Genomic DNA, 16,006 nt, shown 5'->3' with positions numbered 1-16,006 from the left:
TCAGGCTACCTTTGCAAAACGGGCGGATTTCGGGGCTATGACGCGGTTGTCGAGCAGCTTCGTGGTGCCGAAGCGGACGAAGAGCAGGAGCAGGACCGGCTTTTCTCCCATCTCGCCGACAGGCTCAAGCGTTTCCGGGTCGCGCAGCGCCACCACTTCGGGCCGCGCCAGGGGTTCGCCGGCGAGAAACTCCAAGACACCCTTCTCGATTTCGGGCGGTTCGGTGACGCCGCTTGCGATCAGCCGCTCGGCCTCGTCCAGCGCCTTCGGCACGATCGCGGCTGCACGCCGCTCTTGTGTCGTCAGATAGACGTTGCGCGACGAACAGGCGAGCCCGTCCTCCTCGCGCACCGTCGGTACGCCGATGACCGTAACCGGCTGCGCCAGATCCTCGACCATGCGCCGGATGATCTGGAGCTGCTGGAAATCCTTTTCGCCGAAGTAGGCGCGGTCCGGCTGGACGATGTTGAAGAGCTTGGTGACGACGGTCGCAACGCCTGCGAAATGACCGGGCCTCACCGCGCCTTCGAGCTCGGAGCCGAGCTTCGGCACGTCGACCACCGTTTCCATCGGCCGCGGATACATGTCGGAAACGCCGGGTGCAAAAAGGAAATCGACGCCGCCATCGGTCAGCAACGCCTGATCACGGGCGAGGTCGCGCGGGTATTTGCCAAGATCCTCGTTCGCGCCGAACTGCAGCGGATTGACGAATATGCTGGCAACGACCACGTCGTTCGCGACGCGGGCGCGGCGCACGAGTTCCATATGGCCGACATGGAGATAGCCCATGGTGGGGACCAGTCCGATGGACCTGCCCGCGCGCCGATGCTCGGCAAGGGCGTCTCGCAGTTCGGCGATGGTGCTGATGGTTCTCATTTCGGACCCTCCAATCCGCCGGGACGTTAGATACGCCCCGCTTCGCCGATATGGCTCCTGCATCGTCAAAATGCTACAGCGACAGTTGCGCGTCCGATAAGACGCGCGGCTGCGGGCGCCAGCCCCGCGAAAAGGCAATTGCACAAATTTTGGCTGCAAGATCTATCTTGTGCAGCGCAAAAACACAAACGGAAATGGGCTCAAATTCGAAGCGCCGCACCTGATCGGCGTCTCAGACAGCGGTCGAGTACGAGGGGGTCGCAAAATTCAACGAGCCCTGTCGGCACGCGGCACATGTCTTCGTCCTTGGCTCATCGGAGCGAAACCATCTTCAACAAGGAGCACCCCATGCGCATGATTTTCGTCAACCTGCCGGTCAAGGATCTGAAAGCCTCGCGGTCCTTCTTCTCCGCTTTGGGCTTTACATTCAACGAGCAGTTTTCCGACGAGACCGCCGCCTGCATGGTCATCGACGACAATATCTTCGCCATGCTTCTGACCGAGCCGAAGTTCCGTAGCTTCATCGTCGGCGAGATCAGCGACACGGCGAAGGGCACCGAGGTCATCACCGCGCTCTCCGCCGGAAGCCGTGCCGAATGCGACGACATGTTCGACAAGGCTATTGCCGCGGGCGGCAAGCCATGGAAGCCGGCGATCGACTACGGCTTCATGTACGGCATCAGCTTCCAGGACCTGGACGGCCACGTCTGGGAGTTCATGTGGATGGACATGTCGGCTGAGCAGCAGGCGTGACAATCTAAACCAACGGGTCGCGCGGCATCGCTCTCATCCGCCTGCCGGCACCTTCTCCCCCCGTCCATGGGGAGAAGGGACTGAAAGGGGCGCCGCGAATCCCCTTCGCCCCGCTTGCGGGAGAAACAAAATACGCTACCCGCCGATCAACGCCAGCCACTCGTCCTCGTTCATCGTCTGGACGCCGAGTTCGCGGGCCTTGTCGAGCTTCGAGCCGGCGCCCGGGCCGGCAACGACGATGTCGGTCTTCTTCGATACCGATCCCGCCACCTTGGCGCCCAGACTCTCCGCCTTCGCCTTCGCCTCCTCGCGCGTCATCTTCTCCAGCGATCCCGTGAAGACGACCGTCTTGCCGGCGACGGGGCTGTCGGTCGCCACGGGCAATGCCGCGCTTTCGGGGGTAACTTCCCGCAGCAGCTCGGAAACGACCTTCAGGTTGCGCGGCTCCTTGTAGAACTCGACAATGGCGCGAGCGACCACCTCGCCAATGCCGTCAATGCTGTTCAGCTCGTTCCAGGCATCTCCCGAAAAGCCTGCCGCCTCGGTCATGGCCGCTCCGAAATGCTCGTAGCTGCCATAGGAGCGCGCAAGCAGCTTGGCGGTCGTCTCGCCCACATGGCGGATGCCAAGCGCATAGATCAGGCGATGGAGCGCTATCGAGCGGCGGGCATTGATCGCCTCGTACAGCTTGCGGACGCTTACCTTGCCGAATCCGTCGATGTTCTCAAGCTTGTTGAGCGATTGCTCCTGGCGGCGCTCGAGCGTGAAGATCTCGGGAGCGGTGCGGATCCGCAGATTCTCGTCCTCGCTTTCGAAGAAGAACTCGATCTGCTTGGAGCCGAGGCCTTCGATGTCGAAGGCATTGCGCGAGACGAAATGCTTCAGATGCTCGACCGCCTGCGCACGGCAGACGAAGCCGCCCGTGCAGCGGCGCACGGCATCCACCTTGCCGGTCTTTTCGTTGATGTCGCGCACCGCATGGCTGCCGCAGATGGGGCACGTCGTGGGAAACCTGTAGGGCTCGGCGCCATCCGGCCGCTCGTCCATCACCACGTCGACGATCTGAGGGATCACGTCCCCTGCCCGCTGGACGATCACCATGTCGCCGATACGGACGTCGCGCCCATCGCGGATCGGTTCGCCGGTGTTGCCGACGCCCCGGATGTAATCCTCGTTATGCAGCGTCGCGTTAGTGACGACGACGCCCCCGACCGTGATCGGCTCCAGCCGCGCGACGGGCGTCAGGGCGCCGGTACGGCCGACCTGAATGTCGATGCCCTTCAGACGCGTGAACGCCTGTTCGGCCGGAAACTTGTGCGCCGTTGCCCAGCGCGGACTGCGCGAGCGGAAGCCGAGCCTGGCCTGCAGATCGAGCCGGTCGACCTTGTAGACGACGCCGTCGATGTCGTAGTCGAGGTCCGGACGCTCCCGCTCGATATGGTGATAGTGCTCCAGGAGCGCGTCGGCGGAGAAGAAGCGCTGCATCAGCGGGTTGACCGGGAATCCCCAGGCCTTGAAGGTCTCCACCATGCCGAGCTGCGTATCCGCAGGCATCGCCGAAATCTCGCCCCAGGCATAGGCGAAGAAGCGCAGCTTGCGGTTCGCCGTCACCTTCGCGTCCAGCTGCCGGAGCGAACCCGACGCCGTATTGCGCGGGTTGACGTAGAGCGGCCTGCCCTGCGCCGCCATTTCGGCATTGAGCGCGGCGAAGTCCGATTTCGCCATGTAGATCTCGCCGCGGATCTCGACAACGTCAGGCGCGTCGGCGGGAAGCGTCTGCGGGATCATGCCGATGGTACGAACATTGGCCGTGACGTTTTCTCCGGTCGTGCCGTCGCCGCGGGTCGCAGCCGTGACGAGCCGCCGGTTTTCGTAGCGCAGCGACATGGATAGCCCGTCGATCTTCGGCTCGGCCGTGAAGGCGATCGAGCCGCTCGGTAGCTGGCCGAGGAAGCGGTAGACGCCGGCGACGAATGCGCGGGCGTCCTCGTCCGAGAAGGTATTGTCGAGCGACAGCATCGGCCGCGCATGGGCGACGGGCGCGAAGGTGAGCGAGGGCGCGGCACCGACCTTCCGCGAGGGGCTGTCCTCGCGGACAAGTGCCGGAAAGCGCTCTTCGATGAGATCGTTCCGCCGCTTCAGCCCATCGTAGTCCGCATCCGAAATCTCCGGAGCATCCTTGCCGTGATAGAGGACGTCGTGGCGGGAAAGCTCCGCCGCCAGGAAGGCGAGTTCCTCGGCAGCTTCCGCTTCGTTCAATTGTTCGACGGGTTTTCTTTGATTCAGCATGGATGCGGCTCCAGAACTTTGGAGTCGCTTTTACTGCATGATTCTTAAAATCGGAATCGATTTGAGGGTAATCGATACGAAGATAAGCGGGGGGCTATTCAACCGTTGCCGGCGAGCAATCGCGCAGCCGCAGCCCTCGCCTCCTCGGTAATCGAGGCGCCGGCGAGCATGCGGGCGATCTCTTCCGTGCGTGCCGCTTCGTCCATGCGGGCGACTCGGGTCGCGATCATCTCGGTTTTTTCCGCGGAAGGCCCCTTCGAAATCAGGAGATGCGTCGCCGCACGCGCGGCAACCTGCGGCGCATGGGTGACGGAAAGCACCTGCACGGTTTTCGAAAGTCGCTTCAGGCGCTGGCCGATCGCATCCGCCACGGCGCCGCCGACGCCGGTATCGATCTCGTCGAAGACGAGCGTCGGCGCCGACCCGCGGTCGGCAAGCGCCACTTTCAGCGCCAGCAGGAAGCGCGAGAGCTCGCCACCCGAAGCGACCTTCATGATCGGCCCCGGCCTGGTGCCGGGATTGGTCTGGACGTGGAATTCGACCGCATCGATCCCGTCGGCCGTCGGCGATCCCGGGTCGCTCGTCACCTCCACCATGAAGCGGGCGCGTTCGAGCTTCAGCGCAGGCAGTTCTTCCATGACGGCGGCCGAAAGCGCAGCAGCCGTATTGTGGCGCTTCTCGGAAAGCGAGCGGGCCGCAACGTCGAAGGCCGCTCTGGCCTCGGCGACCTGTATTTCCAGATGCTTCAGCTTCTCCTCGCCGGCGTCGAGATCGGCAAGATCTGCGATCATCCGCGCGGCAAGTGCCGGCAGTTCGGTGACGGGAACCGAATATTTGCGGCTCGCGGCCCGCAGAGCAAAAAGCCGCTCCTCGACGCGCTCGAGTTCCTTCGGATCGAATTCCGTGTTGCGGAGCGCGCGCTCGACCGCCATCTGGGCATCCGCGAGCTGGTTCAGCGCCCCGTCCAGAAGCTCGACCGTCTCTTCGAGCAGGCCGGGTGCCTCATGGCTCTTGCGTTCGAGCCGCCGGACGAGCGACGCGATGAGCGGTACCGGCGAGGCGTTGCCGTTCAGAAACTCGGATGCCTCGCTGATGTCTCCGGCAATGCGCTCGACCTTCATCATGCGGGCCCGGCTCTCGGCGAGTTCCTCCTCTTCGCCGTCGCGTGGCGAAAGCGTCTCGAGTTCCTCGACGGAGGAACGCAGATAGTCCGCCTCGCGGGCTGCTGCCTCCACCTTCTCGCGGTGTTTCTTCAGACCGCGCTCGGCATCCTTCCAGCCGCGATAGAAGGTCGCGACGTCTTCCGCAGCTTCGGTCGTGCCGCCGAAAGCGTCGAGCAGCGTGCGGTGCGCGTCGGTGTCGACAAGCGCCCGATCGTCGTGCTGGCCGTGAATTTCAACGAGCGTCTGGCCGACCTGCCGCATCAGCTGGACGCTCACCGGCTGGTCGTTGATGAACGCCTTGGTGCGGCCGTCGGCCGATTGCACACGGCGGAAGATCAGATCGCCGTCGTCGTCGATGCCGTTCTCGCGCAGGAAGAGCCGCGCCGCATGGCCGGCGGGAACGTCGAAGACAGCGGTAACCTGGCCCCTTTCCTCGCCGTGACGCACGAGCGAACCGTCGCCGCGGCCGCCCAGCGCGAGCGACAGACTGTCGAGAAGGATGGATTTGCCCGCGCCGGTTTCGCCGGTCAGCACCGAAAGCCCGGCATCGAAGCTGAGGTCAAGCCGTTCGATCAGGACGATATCGCGGATCGCGAGCTGGGCGAGCATCCGGTTTCATATCTTCGTTGTCGGGCGCCGGGAAAATCACGCGCCGATGAGGTTCTTTCCCGCGCGCGCGATCCAGGACGTGCCGGTTTCGCGCGGCTCAAGCCCGCCGGATTGCAGCAGCTTGTAGGAGTCGGCATACCATTGGCTGTCGGGGTAGTTATGCCCGAGAACCGCTGCCGCCGTCTGGGCTTCCCCAGTCACGCCCATCGCATAATAGGCTTCGACGAGACGGGCGAGCGCTTCCTCGACCTGATTGGTGGTCGGATATCGCTCGACGACGGTGCGGAAGCGTGAAATCGCCGCAAGGTATTCCTTGCGCTCGAGATAATAGCGGCCGACCTGCATCTCCTTGCCGGCGAGCTGGTCGCGTGCAAAGCGGATCTTTGCCTGCGCATCGTCGACATATTCGGAGTCCGGATACTTGTCGACGACGACCTGCATCGCCTCGATCGCCTTTGCCGCAGGTCTTTGATCCTGCGTCACCGACGGAATCTGCTTCGTATAGGCAAGGCCCTGGATATATTGCGCGTAGGCCGCGTCTTCCGACTGCGGATAAAGGTTCAGATAACGGTTGGTCGAGTTGATCGCGTCCTGATACTGGCCGTTGCGATAGGAAACGAATGCATTCATGACCAGCGCTTTGCGGGCATATTCGGAGAACGGATGCTGCTTGTCGATCGCCTCGAACTTCCGCGCCGCTTCCGTCGTCTTGCCGGCATTCAGGTTTGCGAGGCCCTGGTTGTAGAGCACGTCCGGCGGATCGGTCTCGGCCGTGAGTTTGGTGATGTCGATGTCCGGATCGTTCTGGCAGGCCGTGATCAGACTGGAGCCGGCGATAGCCGCAAGAACGACCGCGGCGACGCGCGCTGATCTTCTTATGTCGACAGAAACTGCAAGAACCATCGGATATTCCCGTTTCACTCAGCGCCTAGCATCGCGCCAGACTTGCGCGTTTTAGAGCAAGTTACCTCAAGACCGCAACGTCATGATCGGCAATTCATGCAAATTTGTGGCGCCCTGCAGCGCTGCACCCCTTTTCAGATGTGTAAAGCGCCTCTGGCATCGTGAAAATCGGTGGCGAAGAACACGCGTTACTCGGGGAAACTATCGAATCATCATAAAAATGCCGGCCTTTCGGCCGGCGACTGGAGAAGAATATCCTATGCCGTCAGGCGGACCAGGGCGCGAAGCCCGGCGCGGCAACCGCCACCATGTCCCGCGAACGGGTGCGCTGACGCGGCGTTGCCGTTTCCACCACCTCATAGGCGGTCGGATCGCTGAGCAATGCCTTGAGGGCATTGGCGTTCATCCGGTGCCCGCCGCGATAGGAGCGGTAGCAGCCGAGGAAGGGAGCGCCCGCCAGCGAAAGATCGCCTACGGCGTCGAGGGTCTTGTGGCGGACGAACTCGTCCGTATACCGCAGTCCCTCCACATTGATGACCGCGTTGTCGTCCGAGATTACCACGGAGTTTTCGAGTGACGAGCCGAGCGCGAAACCGCCTGCCCAAAGGCGCTCCACATCGCGCATGAAGCCGAAAGTACGCGCCCGCGACAGCTCCCGTTTGAAAACGGAAGGCGTCATGTCGCCCTTCCATGCCTGGCGGCCGATCAGCGGGCAGTCGAAATCGATCTCGACTTCGAAGCGCATGCCGTCATAGGGCGTGAATTCCGACCAGGAAGCGCCCGATTCGATGCGCACCGGCTTTAGGATGCGGATATAGCGGCGCTTCTCGGCAAGCGATTGAATACCTGCCTGCTCGATCGCCTCGATAAAGGGGGCGGAGCTGCCATCCATGATCGGCATTTCGGCGCCATGCACCTCGATCGACAGATTGTCGAGGCCGAGCGCATAGACCGCCGCCATGACATGCTCGATCGTCGCGATCGAGGTCGCCGGCGAGAGGCCAAGGACGGTGCAGAGATCGGTGTTGCCGACCTGCGAAGAGACGGCCCGGAATTCGCTCACCCGGCCGCCGGCAAGCACACGCTGGAACACGATCCCGGCGTCGGCATCGGCCGGCTGGAAGGTGATCTCGACTTCCGCACCGGAGTGAACGCCAATTCCCTTGAGGGTTATCGGGTTTGCAATCGTCGTCTGAAACCCGAGCAGTTCGATTCCCATTCTCGTCACTTTCAATCAAGGCGGCCTTCGGCCAAAATCCTAGAGGGTGCCACGTTGCTCAAGACACAAGACGAAGTACCGGGATCCCGCGCCAGTCGGCGGAAATCTCGTCTTCGAACTAACAGCGCCCGATCGAATCGTATGCGTCCCCAATTCCGATGATGAAAATAAGAGTTTGGAGACACCATTCCAAATCACTGTTCGTTTCGGTTTGTTACGCAATTCATATGCGCGCAATGCAAATGATAAGCATCTGATTTCACGCGAGAAATCGAAAAATGCCCGGGCTGGCGCCCGGGCATCGGCAAGGTGAAGGAACAGTCTCCGCATGTTTCCCTGAACCGGAGCCGGCTCAGGAAAAACTGCGGCGACTGAAAGTACCACGGCGACGTTGCGCGTCCGATCGGACGCACGGCACCGTAGGTATCAGCTCGACTGGCGGCGCAGGAACGCCGGAATTTCGAGCTGATCGTCTTCATGCGACCGCATCTGAGGCGCAGCGCGACCGTGATCGTCGAGCTGGCCGCGACGCGGCGCATAGAGGCTGGCTTCCGGCGAAAGCGGCCGGCGCTGTTGCGAGGCGGCGCTTGGTGCGGCGGCGGTCATGTCGGACGAGACATTCGTCGCTTCCCGTTCACGCAGCCCGAGCGAGCTCGTGATCCGGTTCAGGAGTCCCATCGGTCCGCGTTCCTCCTGATGCACAGGCGCCGGCTGCGTCCGGTGATCCATTTCCGCCTTCACGACCGGCGGAAAGTCCTCGACCTTCGGCATGCGTACCGGCTCGGCCTGCTGCCGCACGACCGGGGTGGGCTCCTGCCGGACCGGCTGTGCCTGCATCTGCGGCTGAACGGGCGCCTGCATCTCGACCGGGCGCGGTGCCGGCTGCGCCGGCCGCATGACCGGTGCGGCCTCCGCCGGAGCGACGCCTGCGAAAAGCTTGCTCTGCGGACGGAAGGTCTCTTCCTGCAGTTGCGGCTGCGGCTGCGGCTGCGGCTGCGGTGCGGCGACCTGGGTGCGCGCAGCGATGTCGAGTTCGCGCTCCATTTCGGCTTCGCGAATGGCGAGCGCGATGTGGTCGACATTCTGCTGCTGCTGGAGCGGCTGCTGCACCGGCTGCGGCTGCGGGGCCGGCTGCAGCGAAACAGTCGGCTGCGGCTGGGCCGGAACGGCGGCGGACGGGCGGACGATCGGCTTCGGCGCTACCGGACGAAAGTCGGCGGAGCGGCCGGCCACCTCCGCGGCCGTGCGGTCGATGCCGGTCGCGACGACCGAAACCCGAATGAGGCCTTCGAGCTCCTCGTCGAAGGTCGCGCCAAGAATGATGTTGGCGTCCGGATCGACCTCCTCGCGGATACGCGTCGCAGCCTCATCCACCTCGAACAGCGTGAGGTCGCGGCCACCGGTGATGGAGATGAGCAGGCCTTGAGCGCCCTTCATCGAGGTTTCGTCGAGCAGCGGGTTGGCGATCGCAGCTTCCGCAGCGGCCATTGCGCGGCCTTCGCCGGAGGCTTCGCCCGTGCCCATCATGGCGCGGCCCATTTCGCGCATCACCGAACGGACGTCGGCGAAGTCGAGGTTGATGAGGCCTTCCTTGACCATGAGGTCGGTGATGCAGGCGACGCCGGAATAAAGAACCTGATCGGCCATGGCGAAGGCGTCCGCGAAGGTCGTCTTGTCATTGGCGATGCGGAAGAGGTTCTGGTTCGGGATGACGATCAGGGTGTCGACCGACTTCTGAAGATCGGAAATACCCTGGTCGGCGATCCGCATGCGGCGTCCGCCTTCGAAATGGAACGGCTTGGTGACGACGCCGACGGTGAGGATACCCTTGTTGCGGGCAGCCTGGGCGACGATCGGAGCAGCGCCCGTGCCGGTGCCGCCGCCCATGCCGGCGGTGACGAAGCACATATGCGTGCCCTGCAGGTGATCGATGATCTCGTCGATGCATTCTTCAGCGGCCGCACGGCCGACTTCCGGCTGCGAGCCGGCACCAAGACCTTCGGTGACGGCGACACCCATCTGGATGATCCGCTCGGCCTTGGTCATGGTGAGTGCCTGGGCATCCGTGTTGGCGACGACGAAATCGACGCCCTGGAGCCCGGCGGTGATCATGTTGTTGACGGCGTTGCCGCCGCCGCCGCCGACGCCGAAGACCGTGATACGCGGCTTCAGCTCGGTAATGTCCGGCTTCTGCAAGTTGATGGCCATAGTCCTGTTCCTTCTCTTTCCCTGGCCGCCTTGCCGAGCCGGCCAATTCCTTCAAACTCGAACACCTGTCCCGTTCGGCGCTATGCCGAGCGGTCTAGAAACTTTCTTTCAGCCATTGCCCCATGCGGGCGAAACGGCTGTTGCCGCCGAGGGTGGAGAACATGCCGCTGCCGGCGGCATGCGTCTCGAGGTCGGCGACCTGAGGGTAGATCATCAGCCCGACGGCCGTGGAGAAGGCCGGGCCCTTGGCAGCGGCCGGCAGTCCGGATACGCCGAGCGGGCGGCCGATGCGGACATTGCGTGCAAGGATGCGCCGCGCCGCTTCCGGCAGGCCTGTCAACTGGCTGGCTCCCCCCGTCAATACGATCCGCTTGCCGACGATCGGGCTGAAACCGGACCGCTGGATACGGTCGCGTATGAGTTCCAGCGTCTCTTCGATGCGAGCGCGAACGATGCGCGAAACCAGAGCGCGCGGCACGTGCGTCGGCTGGTCGCGGTCGTCTTCGCCGATCGGCGGAACCGAAATGATATCGCGCTCGTCCGCGCTGTTCGGAAGCGCCGAACCGTGCACGACCTTCAGGCGCTCGGCATCCTCGATGCGGGTGGACAGGCCGCGCGCAAGATCGGTCGTGACATGGTGGCCGCCAAGCCCGACGGCATCCGCATGGACGAGCTTGCCTTCGGCGAAAACCGAGATCGTCGTCGTACCGCCGCCCATGTCGATGGCCGCACATCCGAGCTCGACCTCGTCATCCACGAGTGCCGCAAGGCCGCTGGCATAGGGCGTCGCGACCATGCCCTCGACCGAGAGGTGAGCGCGGTTGACGCAGAGCTCAAGGTTCTTCAGTGCGGGCCGCTCCGCCGTCAGCACATGCATGTCGACGCCGAGAACGTCACCGAACATCGCCAGCGGGTCGCGGATGCCGCGCTCGCCGTCGAGCGAGAAGCCGGTCGGCAGAGAGTGCAGGATGGCACGATCGGTGCGCAGCGACTGGTGACCCGCGGCAGCGAGTACCTTCTTTAGATCGTTTGCCTCGACCTCCTGCCCGCCGAGATCGATCGTCGCGGTATAGACGTCGCTCTGCAGGCGGCCGGCCGAAACATTCACGATGAGGCTGTCGATGGTCAGTCCCGCCATGCGCTCGGCTGCATCGACCGCAAGCCGGACGACACTTTCGACCGCGTCGAGATCGGCAATGACGCCATTCTTGACGCCCCGCGACTTCTGGTGACCGATGCCGATGACCTCGATGCTGTGCGTGCGCCCCGGCAGGATCTGGCTTTCCGCACGCGGCGTCAGGCGGCCGATCATGCATACCACCTTGGTCGAGCCGATATCGAGCACCGACACGACATGCGACCGCTTCGAGGGCAAAGGTTTCAGACGCGGAAGGCCGAAATTGGCGGATCCGAACAAACTCATATCCGCTTCTCCTGGGCTTTCAGCATTTTCTCCCTCGCCTTGAGTGCGACTTCCCGGCGCTTCACAGCTTCCGGCGTCAACTGTACGGTCGTGCGGTCTTCGAGCCTGAGATCGACGGCGGCGATATCGCGCTCCAGCAGCTGATGCGTGTCTTGCATACCGGCGAGCACGCTCATCGCGCGGGCAACATCCTTTTCCGGAAGCTTCACGACGACGCCGTTGTTGAGCCGCAAATCCCAGCGACGCCCGGCCACGCGCACGAAGGCTTTGACGCGGGAGCGGAACTCCGGCCAGCGGGAAAATTCATCGTAGAACGCGGCCGCCGCCGTCTCCGCGTCGCGGCCGACGAAAAGTGGCAGGCTGGCGAACTTGTTGTCCCTGAGCGGCGCGATGACGCTGCCGCTGCGCTCTATCAGGGAGAGATCCGATCCGTGCTGCCAGATACCGAAGGCTTCGCGCTCCTTGAGAACGACCTCGATCGTACCCGGATAGATCTTGCGCACCGTGACGGTCTCCACCCAGGGCAGTTCGCCGATAAGCCGACGCGCCTCCTCGATGTCGAGCGCCACCAGTGACGTCATGCCGTCCAGGCCGAGCTGCTGGAGAATGTCGATCTCGGAGGTCTGCGCGTTGCCGGAGACGCGGACGTCCTCGATCGCGAAGCCGGCGGCAGTCGTCGAGACCTGCGCGAAGCTCTGCGTGTGGCCGCCGAGCGACATGCCGTAAAGGCCCGTGGCCACCATGAAAGCTGCGGCGGAAACTGTTCCGGTATGATTCGGGAAGCGGATTCGACCGGCGCCAAGGCTGATCAGAAAGCGCACGCCCTTGCGCAGCGGCCGCGGCAGGACGAACGCTTCATCCGCCTCGGCGACAGCGCCGGCCGGGTAACGAACCCTCTTGCCCCTTCTGCCCCTCAGCGCAAGCACGACGCGTCCTCCACCATCCACCTGAGAAATTCACCGAACTGAAGGCCCGCATGCTGCGCCATTTCGGGCACCAGGGACGTTGGGGTCATGCCGGGTTGGGTATTGATCTCGAGCCAGATCAACTCGCCCTCACCATCCCCACGATCGTCGAAACGAAAGTCGGACCGGCTGACGCCGCGGCAACCGATCGCCTCATGCGCCTTCAACGCCAGTGTTTGTATTTTTTGGTAAATATTTGGTGAAATCTGTGCAGGTATGACGTGCTTTGAACCACCTTTTACGTATTTCGAGTCGTAATCGTAGAAGGCGTGCCCCTGCGGGATGATTTCAGTGACGCCGAGGGCGACATCGCCCATGACACCGCAGGTGAATTCGCGTCCGGCAATATAGCGCTCGACCATGACGCGGTCGCCGTACCGCCACTCGCTTGAGGTGATCACCTGAGGCGGATGCGACTGATCCTCCTTGACGATCACCACCCCGAAGCTCGACCCCTCGCGGACCGGCTTCACCACATAGGGCGGTTTCATCGGATGCTGATTGCCGAAGCTGCGCCGGTCCATGACCAGCGCCTCGGCAACCGGGATGCCGGCAGCCTTGGCGACATGCTTTGCCTGGTCTTTATCCATGGCCAGTGCCGAAGCCAGGACGCCCGAATGGGTATAGGGGATCTCGAGATATTCGAGAATGCCCTGGATCGTCCCGTCTTCGCCGAACGGCCCATGAAGCGCATTGAAGACGACATCCGGGCGCAAATTCTGAAGAACCGCTGCGACGTCGCGACCGACATCGACGCGCGTGACGCGATAGCCTTCCGCCTCCAGGGCATCCGCGCAAGCCGTCCCCGAAGACAGGCTCACCGGCCTCTCCGAGGAAAATCCGCCCAACAGGACAGCAACATGCTTGCTGCTCATTCAAACCCCCAAACAATACGCCACTATCGCGAAGCTTGCTTGCACCTGGCTGATTTCGAAGCCTCGATTCGCGTGACCGCCGCGTGGAACCACTACAACGACATTATGGTTAATGAAGTGTTTACTTTGGTTAACTCTCGCCGCGAAACGCGCTTCGGCGAAACCCGCCAAGAATCAATCAGAGACAAGATTTCCTAGCTGAATCAGAGCTTTCTGTGGCTTGCAAGGGAAATAATCTTAGGAAAGGCAGAGCCCGCCTGCGTGTGCAGGCGGGCTCTACACGGTCTCGCGTTGCGCTATCTTTCCCGATCTAGCTATCGTCGCCGACGATTTTCCATACGATTCCGGCGATGGCTGCACCGATCAGCGGTGCGACCCAGAAGAGCCAGAGCTGGGAAATCGCCCAGTCGCCGACGAACAGCGCCTGTCCGGTCGATCGGGCCGGATTTACGGAGGTGTTGGTGACCGGGATCGAGACGAGGTGAATCAAGGTCAGCCCCAGGCCGATGGCGATGGGCGCGAAGCCCACAGGCACACGGCCATGCGTCGAGCCAAGAATGATGAGCAGGAAAAAGGCGGTCATGACGACCTCGGTGACGAGAGCCGCCGTCAACGAGTAGCCCCCCGGAGAATGTTCGCCGTAACCATTGGCGGCAAAACCGCCAAGCTGGAAATCGGCCTTGCCGCTGGCGATCACGTAGAGCACGGCAGCTGCGGCGATCGCGCCGGCGACCTGCGCGATGATGTAACCGACGAGGCTCGCCGGCGGCATTCTGCCGGCTACGGCAAGTCCGACCGATACCGCCGGATTGAAATGGCCGCCGGAAATTCCGCCGACCGCATAGGCCATGGTCAGCACCGTAAGGCCGAAGGCAAAGGAGACCCCGAGCAGGCCGATGCCGACCTCCGGGAAGGCAGCGGCAAGTACGGCGCTGCCGCACCCGCCGAGAACGAGCCAGAAAGTACCGAGAAATTCCGCAGAGAGCTTTCTGAACATGAATATTCCCCCAAATCGAAGCAAAACGCTTCGCCGGCGAGAGTTCTCCAGTATTCGATTCTCGTCAAGCAGGAGATGTATTTCCTGGCGATGCCCGCAATACGGGAAGCCCGTGAATTCATGTAGGTGGGCATGTCGACCGCTCGAGCACACCGGGGCGATGCGCCGGTGGAATATTGCTGCGCCGGCAAGCGCATTTAGTTCGCATTTCTTACGAAATCGGACTTTCTCAATGTGAAAACTTGCGCTAAGAACCGGCCGCCCGCCTCCCAAGACGGCATAACCGCCAGATCATTTTTTTGCGTCCATGGGACGGCGAACTGATCTAACCCTCTGAAACTACGCAATTCCGGCGGGAGAGAGTTACTCGCTTTCCCGCGAATTGCCACAGGAACGAACCAATGACAGACGCGACAACCTCGCTGTCGCCGCAGGATGGTGCGTTGCATCGGCAGGCCGTGAACTCCCCTGCCCGGGTGCTGTTCGCCAGCCTGGTCGGCACCACGATCGAATTCTTCGACTTCTATGTCTATGCGACCGCAGCGGTAATCATCTTCCCGCACCTTTTCTTCCCTGCAGCCGATCCGACCTCGGCAATGCTGCAGTCCCTCGCCACCTTTTCGATCGCCTTCTTCGCCCGCCCGCTCGGCGCCGTGATCTTCGGTCACTTCGGCGACAGGATCGGCCGAAAGGCGACGCTCGTCGCCGCGCTGATGACCATGGGCATTTCCACGGTCATCATCGGCCTGTTGCCCACCTATGCGACGATCGGCGTCGTGGCACCGCTGCTGCTTGCCCTTTGCCGTTTCGGTCAGGGCCTCGGCCTCGGCGGCGAATGGGGCGGCGCGGTGTTGCTCGCCACCGAGAATGCGCCCGAAGGCAAGCGGAGCTGGTACGCCATGTTCCCGCAGCTGGGCGCGCCGATCGGCTTCATCCTGTCGGCAGGAACCTTCCTCATCCTCGGCGAAGTCATGAGCGAAGAGGCCTTTTTCGCCTGGGGCTGGCGCGTTCCCTTCATCGCCAGCGTGCTGCTCGTGATCGTCGGCCTCTATGTCCGCCTGAAGATCACCGAAACGCCGGAATTCCAGAAGGCGATCGACAAGCACGAGCGTGTCGAGGTGCCGGTCGCGGCGATCTTCCGCTCGCACAAGCGAAGCCTCGTACTCGGCACTTTCGTGGCGCTCGCGACCTTCGTCCTGTTCTATCTGATGACCGTCTTCTCGCTCTCCTGGGGCACGACCAAGCTCGGCTATTCGCGCGAACAGTTCCTGCTCGTACAGATGACGGGCGTCGTCTTCTTCGGCCTGATGATCCCGGTCTCCGGCATACTTTCGGACCGCTTCGGCCGGCGCCTCGTGCTGGTGCTGACGACGATCGGCATCGGCGTTTTCGGCCTCTTCATGGCGCCGCTTCTGTCATCCGGTCTCGGCGGGGCCTTCGTCTTCTCGATCGTCGGCCTCGGCCTGATGGGCCTCACCTACGGGCCGATCGGCGCGGCGCTGGCGGCCCCCTTCCCGACGGCGGTGCGCTATACCGGCGCCTCGATGACCTTCAACCTCGCCGGCATCTTCGGCGCGTCGCTGGCGCCCTATATCGCCACCTGGCTCGCGACCAATTACAGCCTCGGCCATGTCGGCTACTATCTGCTGGCGGCGGCGTCGATCACGCTCGTCTGCCTGCTTCTTTCGAACGAGGAAGAGGTCTCGGGCTGAGAGATGGAATAATC

General features: G+C 63.0%; 13 protein-coding genes. 3 read left to right on the top strand and 10 right to left on the bottom strand.

All coding sequences use genetic code 11. The annotated features are described in order from the left end of the window. Positions 1–876 carry a pantoate--beta-alanine ligase gene (gene panC / locus ACFHWW_RS10725; RefSeq protein ID WP_379938160.1) on the bottom strand — a complete coding sequence of 292 codons (876 nt, stop codon included), beginning with the start codon at positions 874–876 and terminating at the stop codon, positions 1–3. Positions 877–1,224: 348 nt separating this feature from the next. On the opposite strand from panC, the gene ACFHWW_RS10720 reads away from it, so the two are divergent. Continuing rightward, the gene (locus tag ACFHWW_RS10720) at positions 1,225–1,629 is read left to right on the top strand and encodes a VOC family protein (RefSeq protein WP_026168647.1); all 405 of its coding nucleotides are present in this window, start codon (positions 1,225–1,227) and stop codon (positions 1,627–1,629) included. Between the two features lie 135 nt (positions 1,630–1,764). Here ACFHWW_RS10720 and ligA read toward each other — a convergent pair whose 3' ends face one another. The 8 genes from ligA to ACFHWW_RS10680 form a co-directional block, all read right to left on the bottom strand. Continuing rightward, on the bottom strand, positions 1,765–3,918 hold the full coding sequence (gene ligA, locus ACFHWW_RS10715) for an NAD-dependent DNA ligase LigA (RefSeq protein WP_379938159.1): 2,154 nt from the start codon (positions 3,916–3,918) through the stop codon (positions 1,765–1,767). Positions 3,919–4,016: 98 nt separating this feature from the next. Then, positions 4,017–5,690 carry a DNA repair protein RecN gene (recN, locus tag ACFHWW_RS10710; RefSeq protein WP_379938158.1) on the bottom strand — a complete coding sequence of 558 codons (1,674 nt, stop codon included), beginning with the start codon at positions 5,688–5,690 and terminating at the stop codon, positions 4,017–4,019. Positions 5,691–5,726: 36 nt separating this feature from the next. After that, positions 5,727–6,593: an outer membrane protein assembly factor BamD gene (locus ACFHWW_RS10705; protein ID WP_018095445.1), complete on the bottom strand. Its 867-nt coding sequence runs from the start codon at positions 6,591–6,593 to the stop codon at positions 5,727–5,729. A 265-nt stretch (positions 6,594–6,858) separates the two neighbouring features. Further along, positions 6,859–7,812 (bottom strand): UDP-3-O-acyl-N-acetylglucosamine deacetylase, encoded by a 954-nt coding sequence (gene lpxC / locus ACFHWW_RS10700; RefSeq protein WP_018095446.1) that lies wholly within the window; start codon positions 7,810–7,812, stop codon positions 6,859–6,861. A 426-nt stretch (positions 7,813–8,238) separates the two neighbouring features. After that, entirely contained in the window at positions 8,239–10,020 is a 1,782-nt protein-coding gene (ftsZ, locus tag ACFHWW_RS10695) for a cell division protein FtsZ (RefSeq protein WP_275597664.1), read from the bottom strand. A 94-nt stretch (positions 10,021–10,114) separates the two neighbouring features. Next, positions 10,115–11,443, bottom strand: coding sequence for a cell division protein FtsA (ftsA, locus tag ACFHWW_RS10690; RefSeq protein WP_010969742.1), 1,329 nt, complete (start codon positions 11,441–11,443; stop codon positions 10,115–10,117). Beyond that, positions 11,440–12,369, bottom strand: coding sequence for a cell division protein FtsQ (gene ftsQ, locus ACFHWW_RS10685; protein ID WP_379938157.1), 930 nt, complete (start codon positions 12,367–12,369; stop codon positions 11,440–11,442). Before ftsQ ends, ftsA begins: the two co-directional genes overlap by 4 nt. Continuing rightward, the gene (locus ACFHWW_RS10680) at positions 12,357–13,283 is read right to left on the bottom strand and encodes a D-alanine--D-alanine ligase (RefSeq protein WP_100671692.1); all 927 of its coding nucleotides are present in this window, start codon (positions 13,281–13,283) and stop codon (positions 12,357–12,359) included. The genes ftsQ and ACFHWW_RS10680 overlap by 13 nt, the downstream gene beginning before the upstream one ends. Between ACFHWW_RS10680 and ACFHWW_RS10675 the strand changes: the two genes are divergently transcribed. Continuing rightward, positions 13,269–13,481, top strand: a complete 213-nt coding sequence (locus tag ACFHWW_RS10675; protein ID WP_157813664.1) for a hypothetical protein — start codon at positions 13,269–13,271, stop codon at positions 13,479–13,481. The genes ACFHWW_RS10680 and ACFHWW_RS10675 overlap by 15 nt on opposite strands. Before the next feature lie 112 nt (positions 13,482–13,593). Here the strand turns inward: ACFHWW_RS10675 and aqpZ are convergent, their stop codons facing one another. Beyond that, complete coding sequence (gene aqpZ, locus ACFHWW_RS10670; protein ID WP_018095451.1) at positions 13,594–14,280, bottom strand: aquaporin Z; 687 nt, start codon at positions 14,278–14,280, stop codon at positions 13,594–13,596. 401 nt (positions 14,281–14,681) lie between these two features. Between aqpZ and ACFHWW_RS10665 the strand changes: the two genes are divergently transcribed. Further along, positions 14,682–15,992, top strand: coding sequence for an MFS transporter (locus tag ACFHWW_RS10665; RefSeq protein WP_127712412.1), 1,311 nt, complete (start codon positions 14,682–14,684; stop codon positions 15,990–15,992). Positions 15,993–16,006: the final 14 nt, after the last annotated feature.

The organism is Sinorhizobium sp. P24N7, from assembly GCF_042436655.1.
Lineage (GTDB): Bacteria > Pseudomonadota > Alphaproteobacteria > Rhizobiales > Rhizobiaceae > Sinorhizobium > Sinorhizobium meliloti_A.
The sequence above is the reverse complement of the archived record's forward strand: the minus strand, read 5'-3'. Positions and strand labels throughout refer to the sequence as shown.

Excerpts from the sequence above, each read along its gene's own strand:
- panC (WP_379938160.1), bottom strand. The coding sequence starts at position 876 with ATGAGAACCATCAGCACCATCGCCGAACTGCGAGACGCCCTTGCCGAG.
- ACFHWW_RS10720 (WP_026168647.1), top strand. The coding sequence starts at position 1,225 with ATGCGCATGATTTTCGTCAACCTGCCGGTCAAGGATCTGAAAGCCTCG.
- ligA (WP_379938159.1), bottom strand. The coding sequence starts at position 3,918 with ATGCTGAATCAAAGAAAACCCGTCGAACAATTGAACGAAGCGGAAGCT.
- recN (WP_379938158.1), bottom strand. The coding sequence starts at position 5,690 with ATGCTCGCCCAGCTCGCGATCCGCGATATCGTCCTGATCGAACGGCTT.
- ACFHWW_RS10705 (WP_018095445.1), bottom strand. The coding sequence starts at position 6,593 with ATGGTTCTTGCAGTTTCTGTCGACATAAGAAGATCAGCGCGCGTCGCC.
- lpxC (WP_018095446.1), bottom strand. The coding sequence starts at position 7,812 with ATGGGAATCGAACTGCTCGGGTTTCAGACGACGATTGCAAACCCGATA.
- ftsZ (WP_275597664.1), bottom strand. The coding sequence starts at position 10,020 with ATGGCCATCAACTTGCAGAAGCCGGACATTACCGAGCTGAAGCCGCGT.
- ftsA (WP_010969742.1), bottom strand. The coding sequence starts at position 11,443 with ATGAGTTTGTTCGGATCCGCCAATTTCGGCCTTCCGCGTCTGAAACCT.
- ACFHWW_RS10675 (WP_157813664.1), top strand. The coding sequence starts at position 13,269 with ATGCTTGCTGCTCATTCAAACCCCCAAACAATACGCCACTATCGCGAA.
- ACFHWW_RS10680 (WP_100671692.1), bottom strand. The coding sequence starts at position 13,283 with ATGAGCAGCAAGCATGTTGCTGTCCTGTTGGGCGGATTTTCCTCGGAG.
- aqpZ (WP_018095451.1), bottom strand. The coding sequence starts at position 14,280 with ATGTTCAGAAAGCTCTCTGCGGAATTTCTCGGTACTTTCTGGCTCGTT.
- ACFHWW_RS10665 (WP_127712412.1), top strand. The coding sequence starts at position 14,682 with ATGACAGACGCGACAACCTCGCTGTCGCCGCAGGATGGTGCGTTGCAT.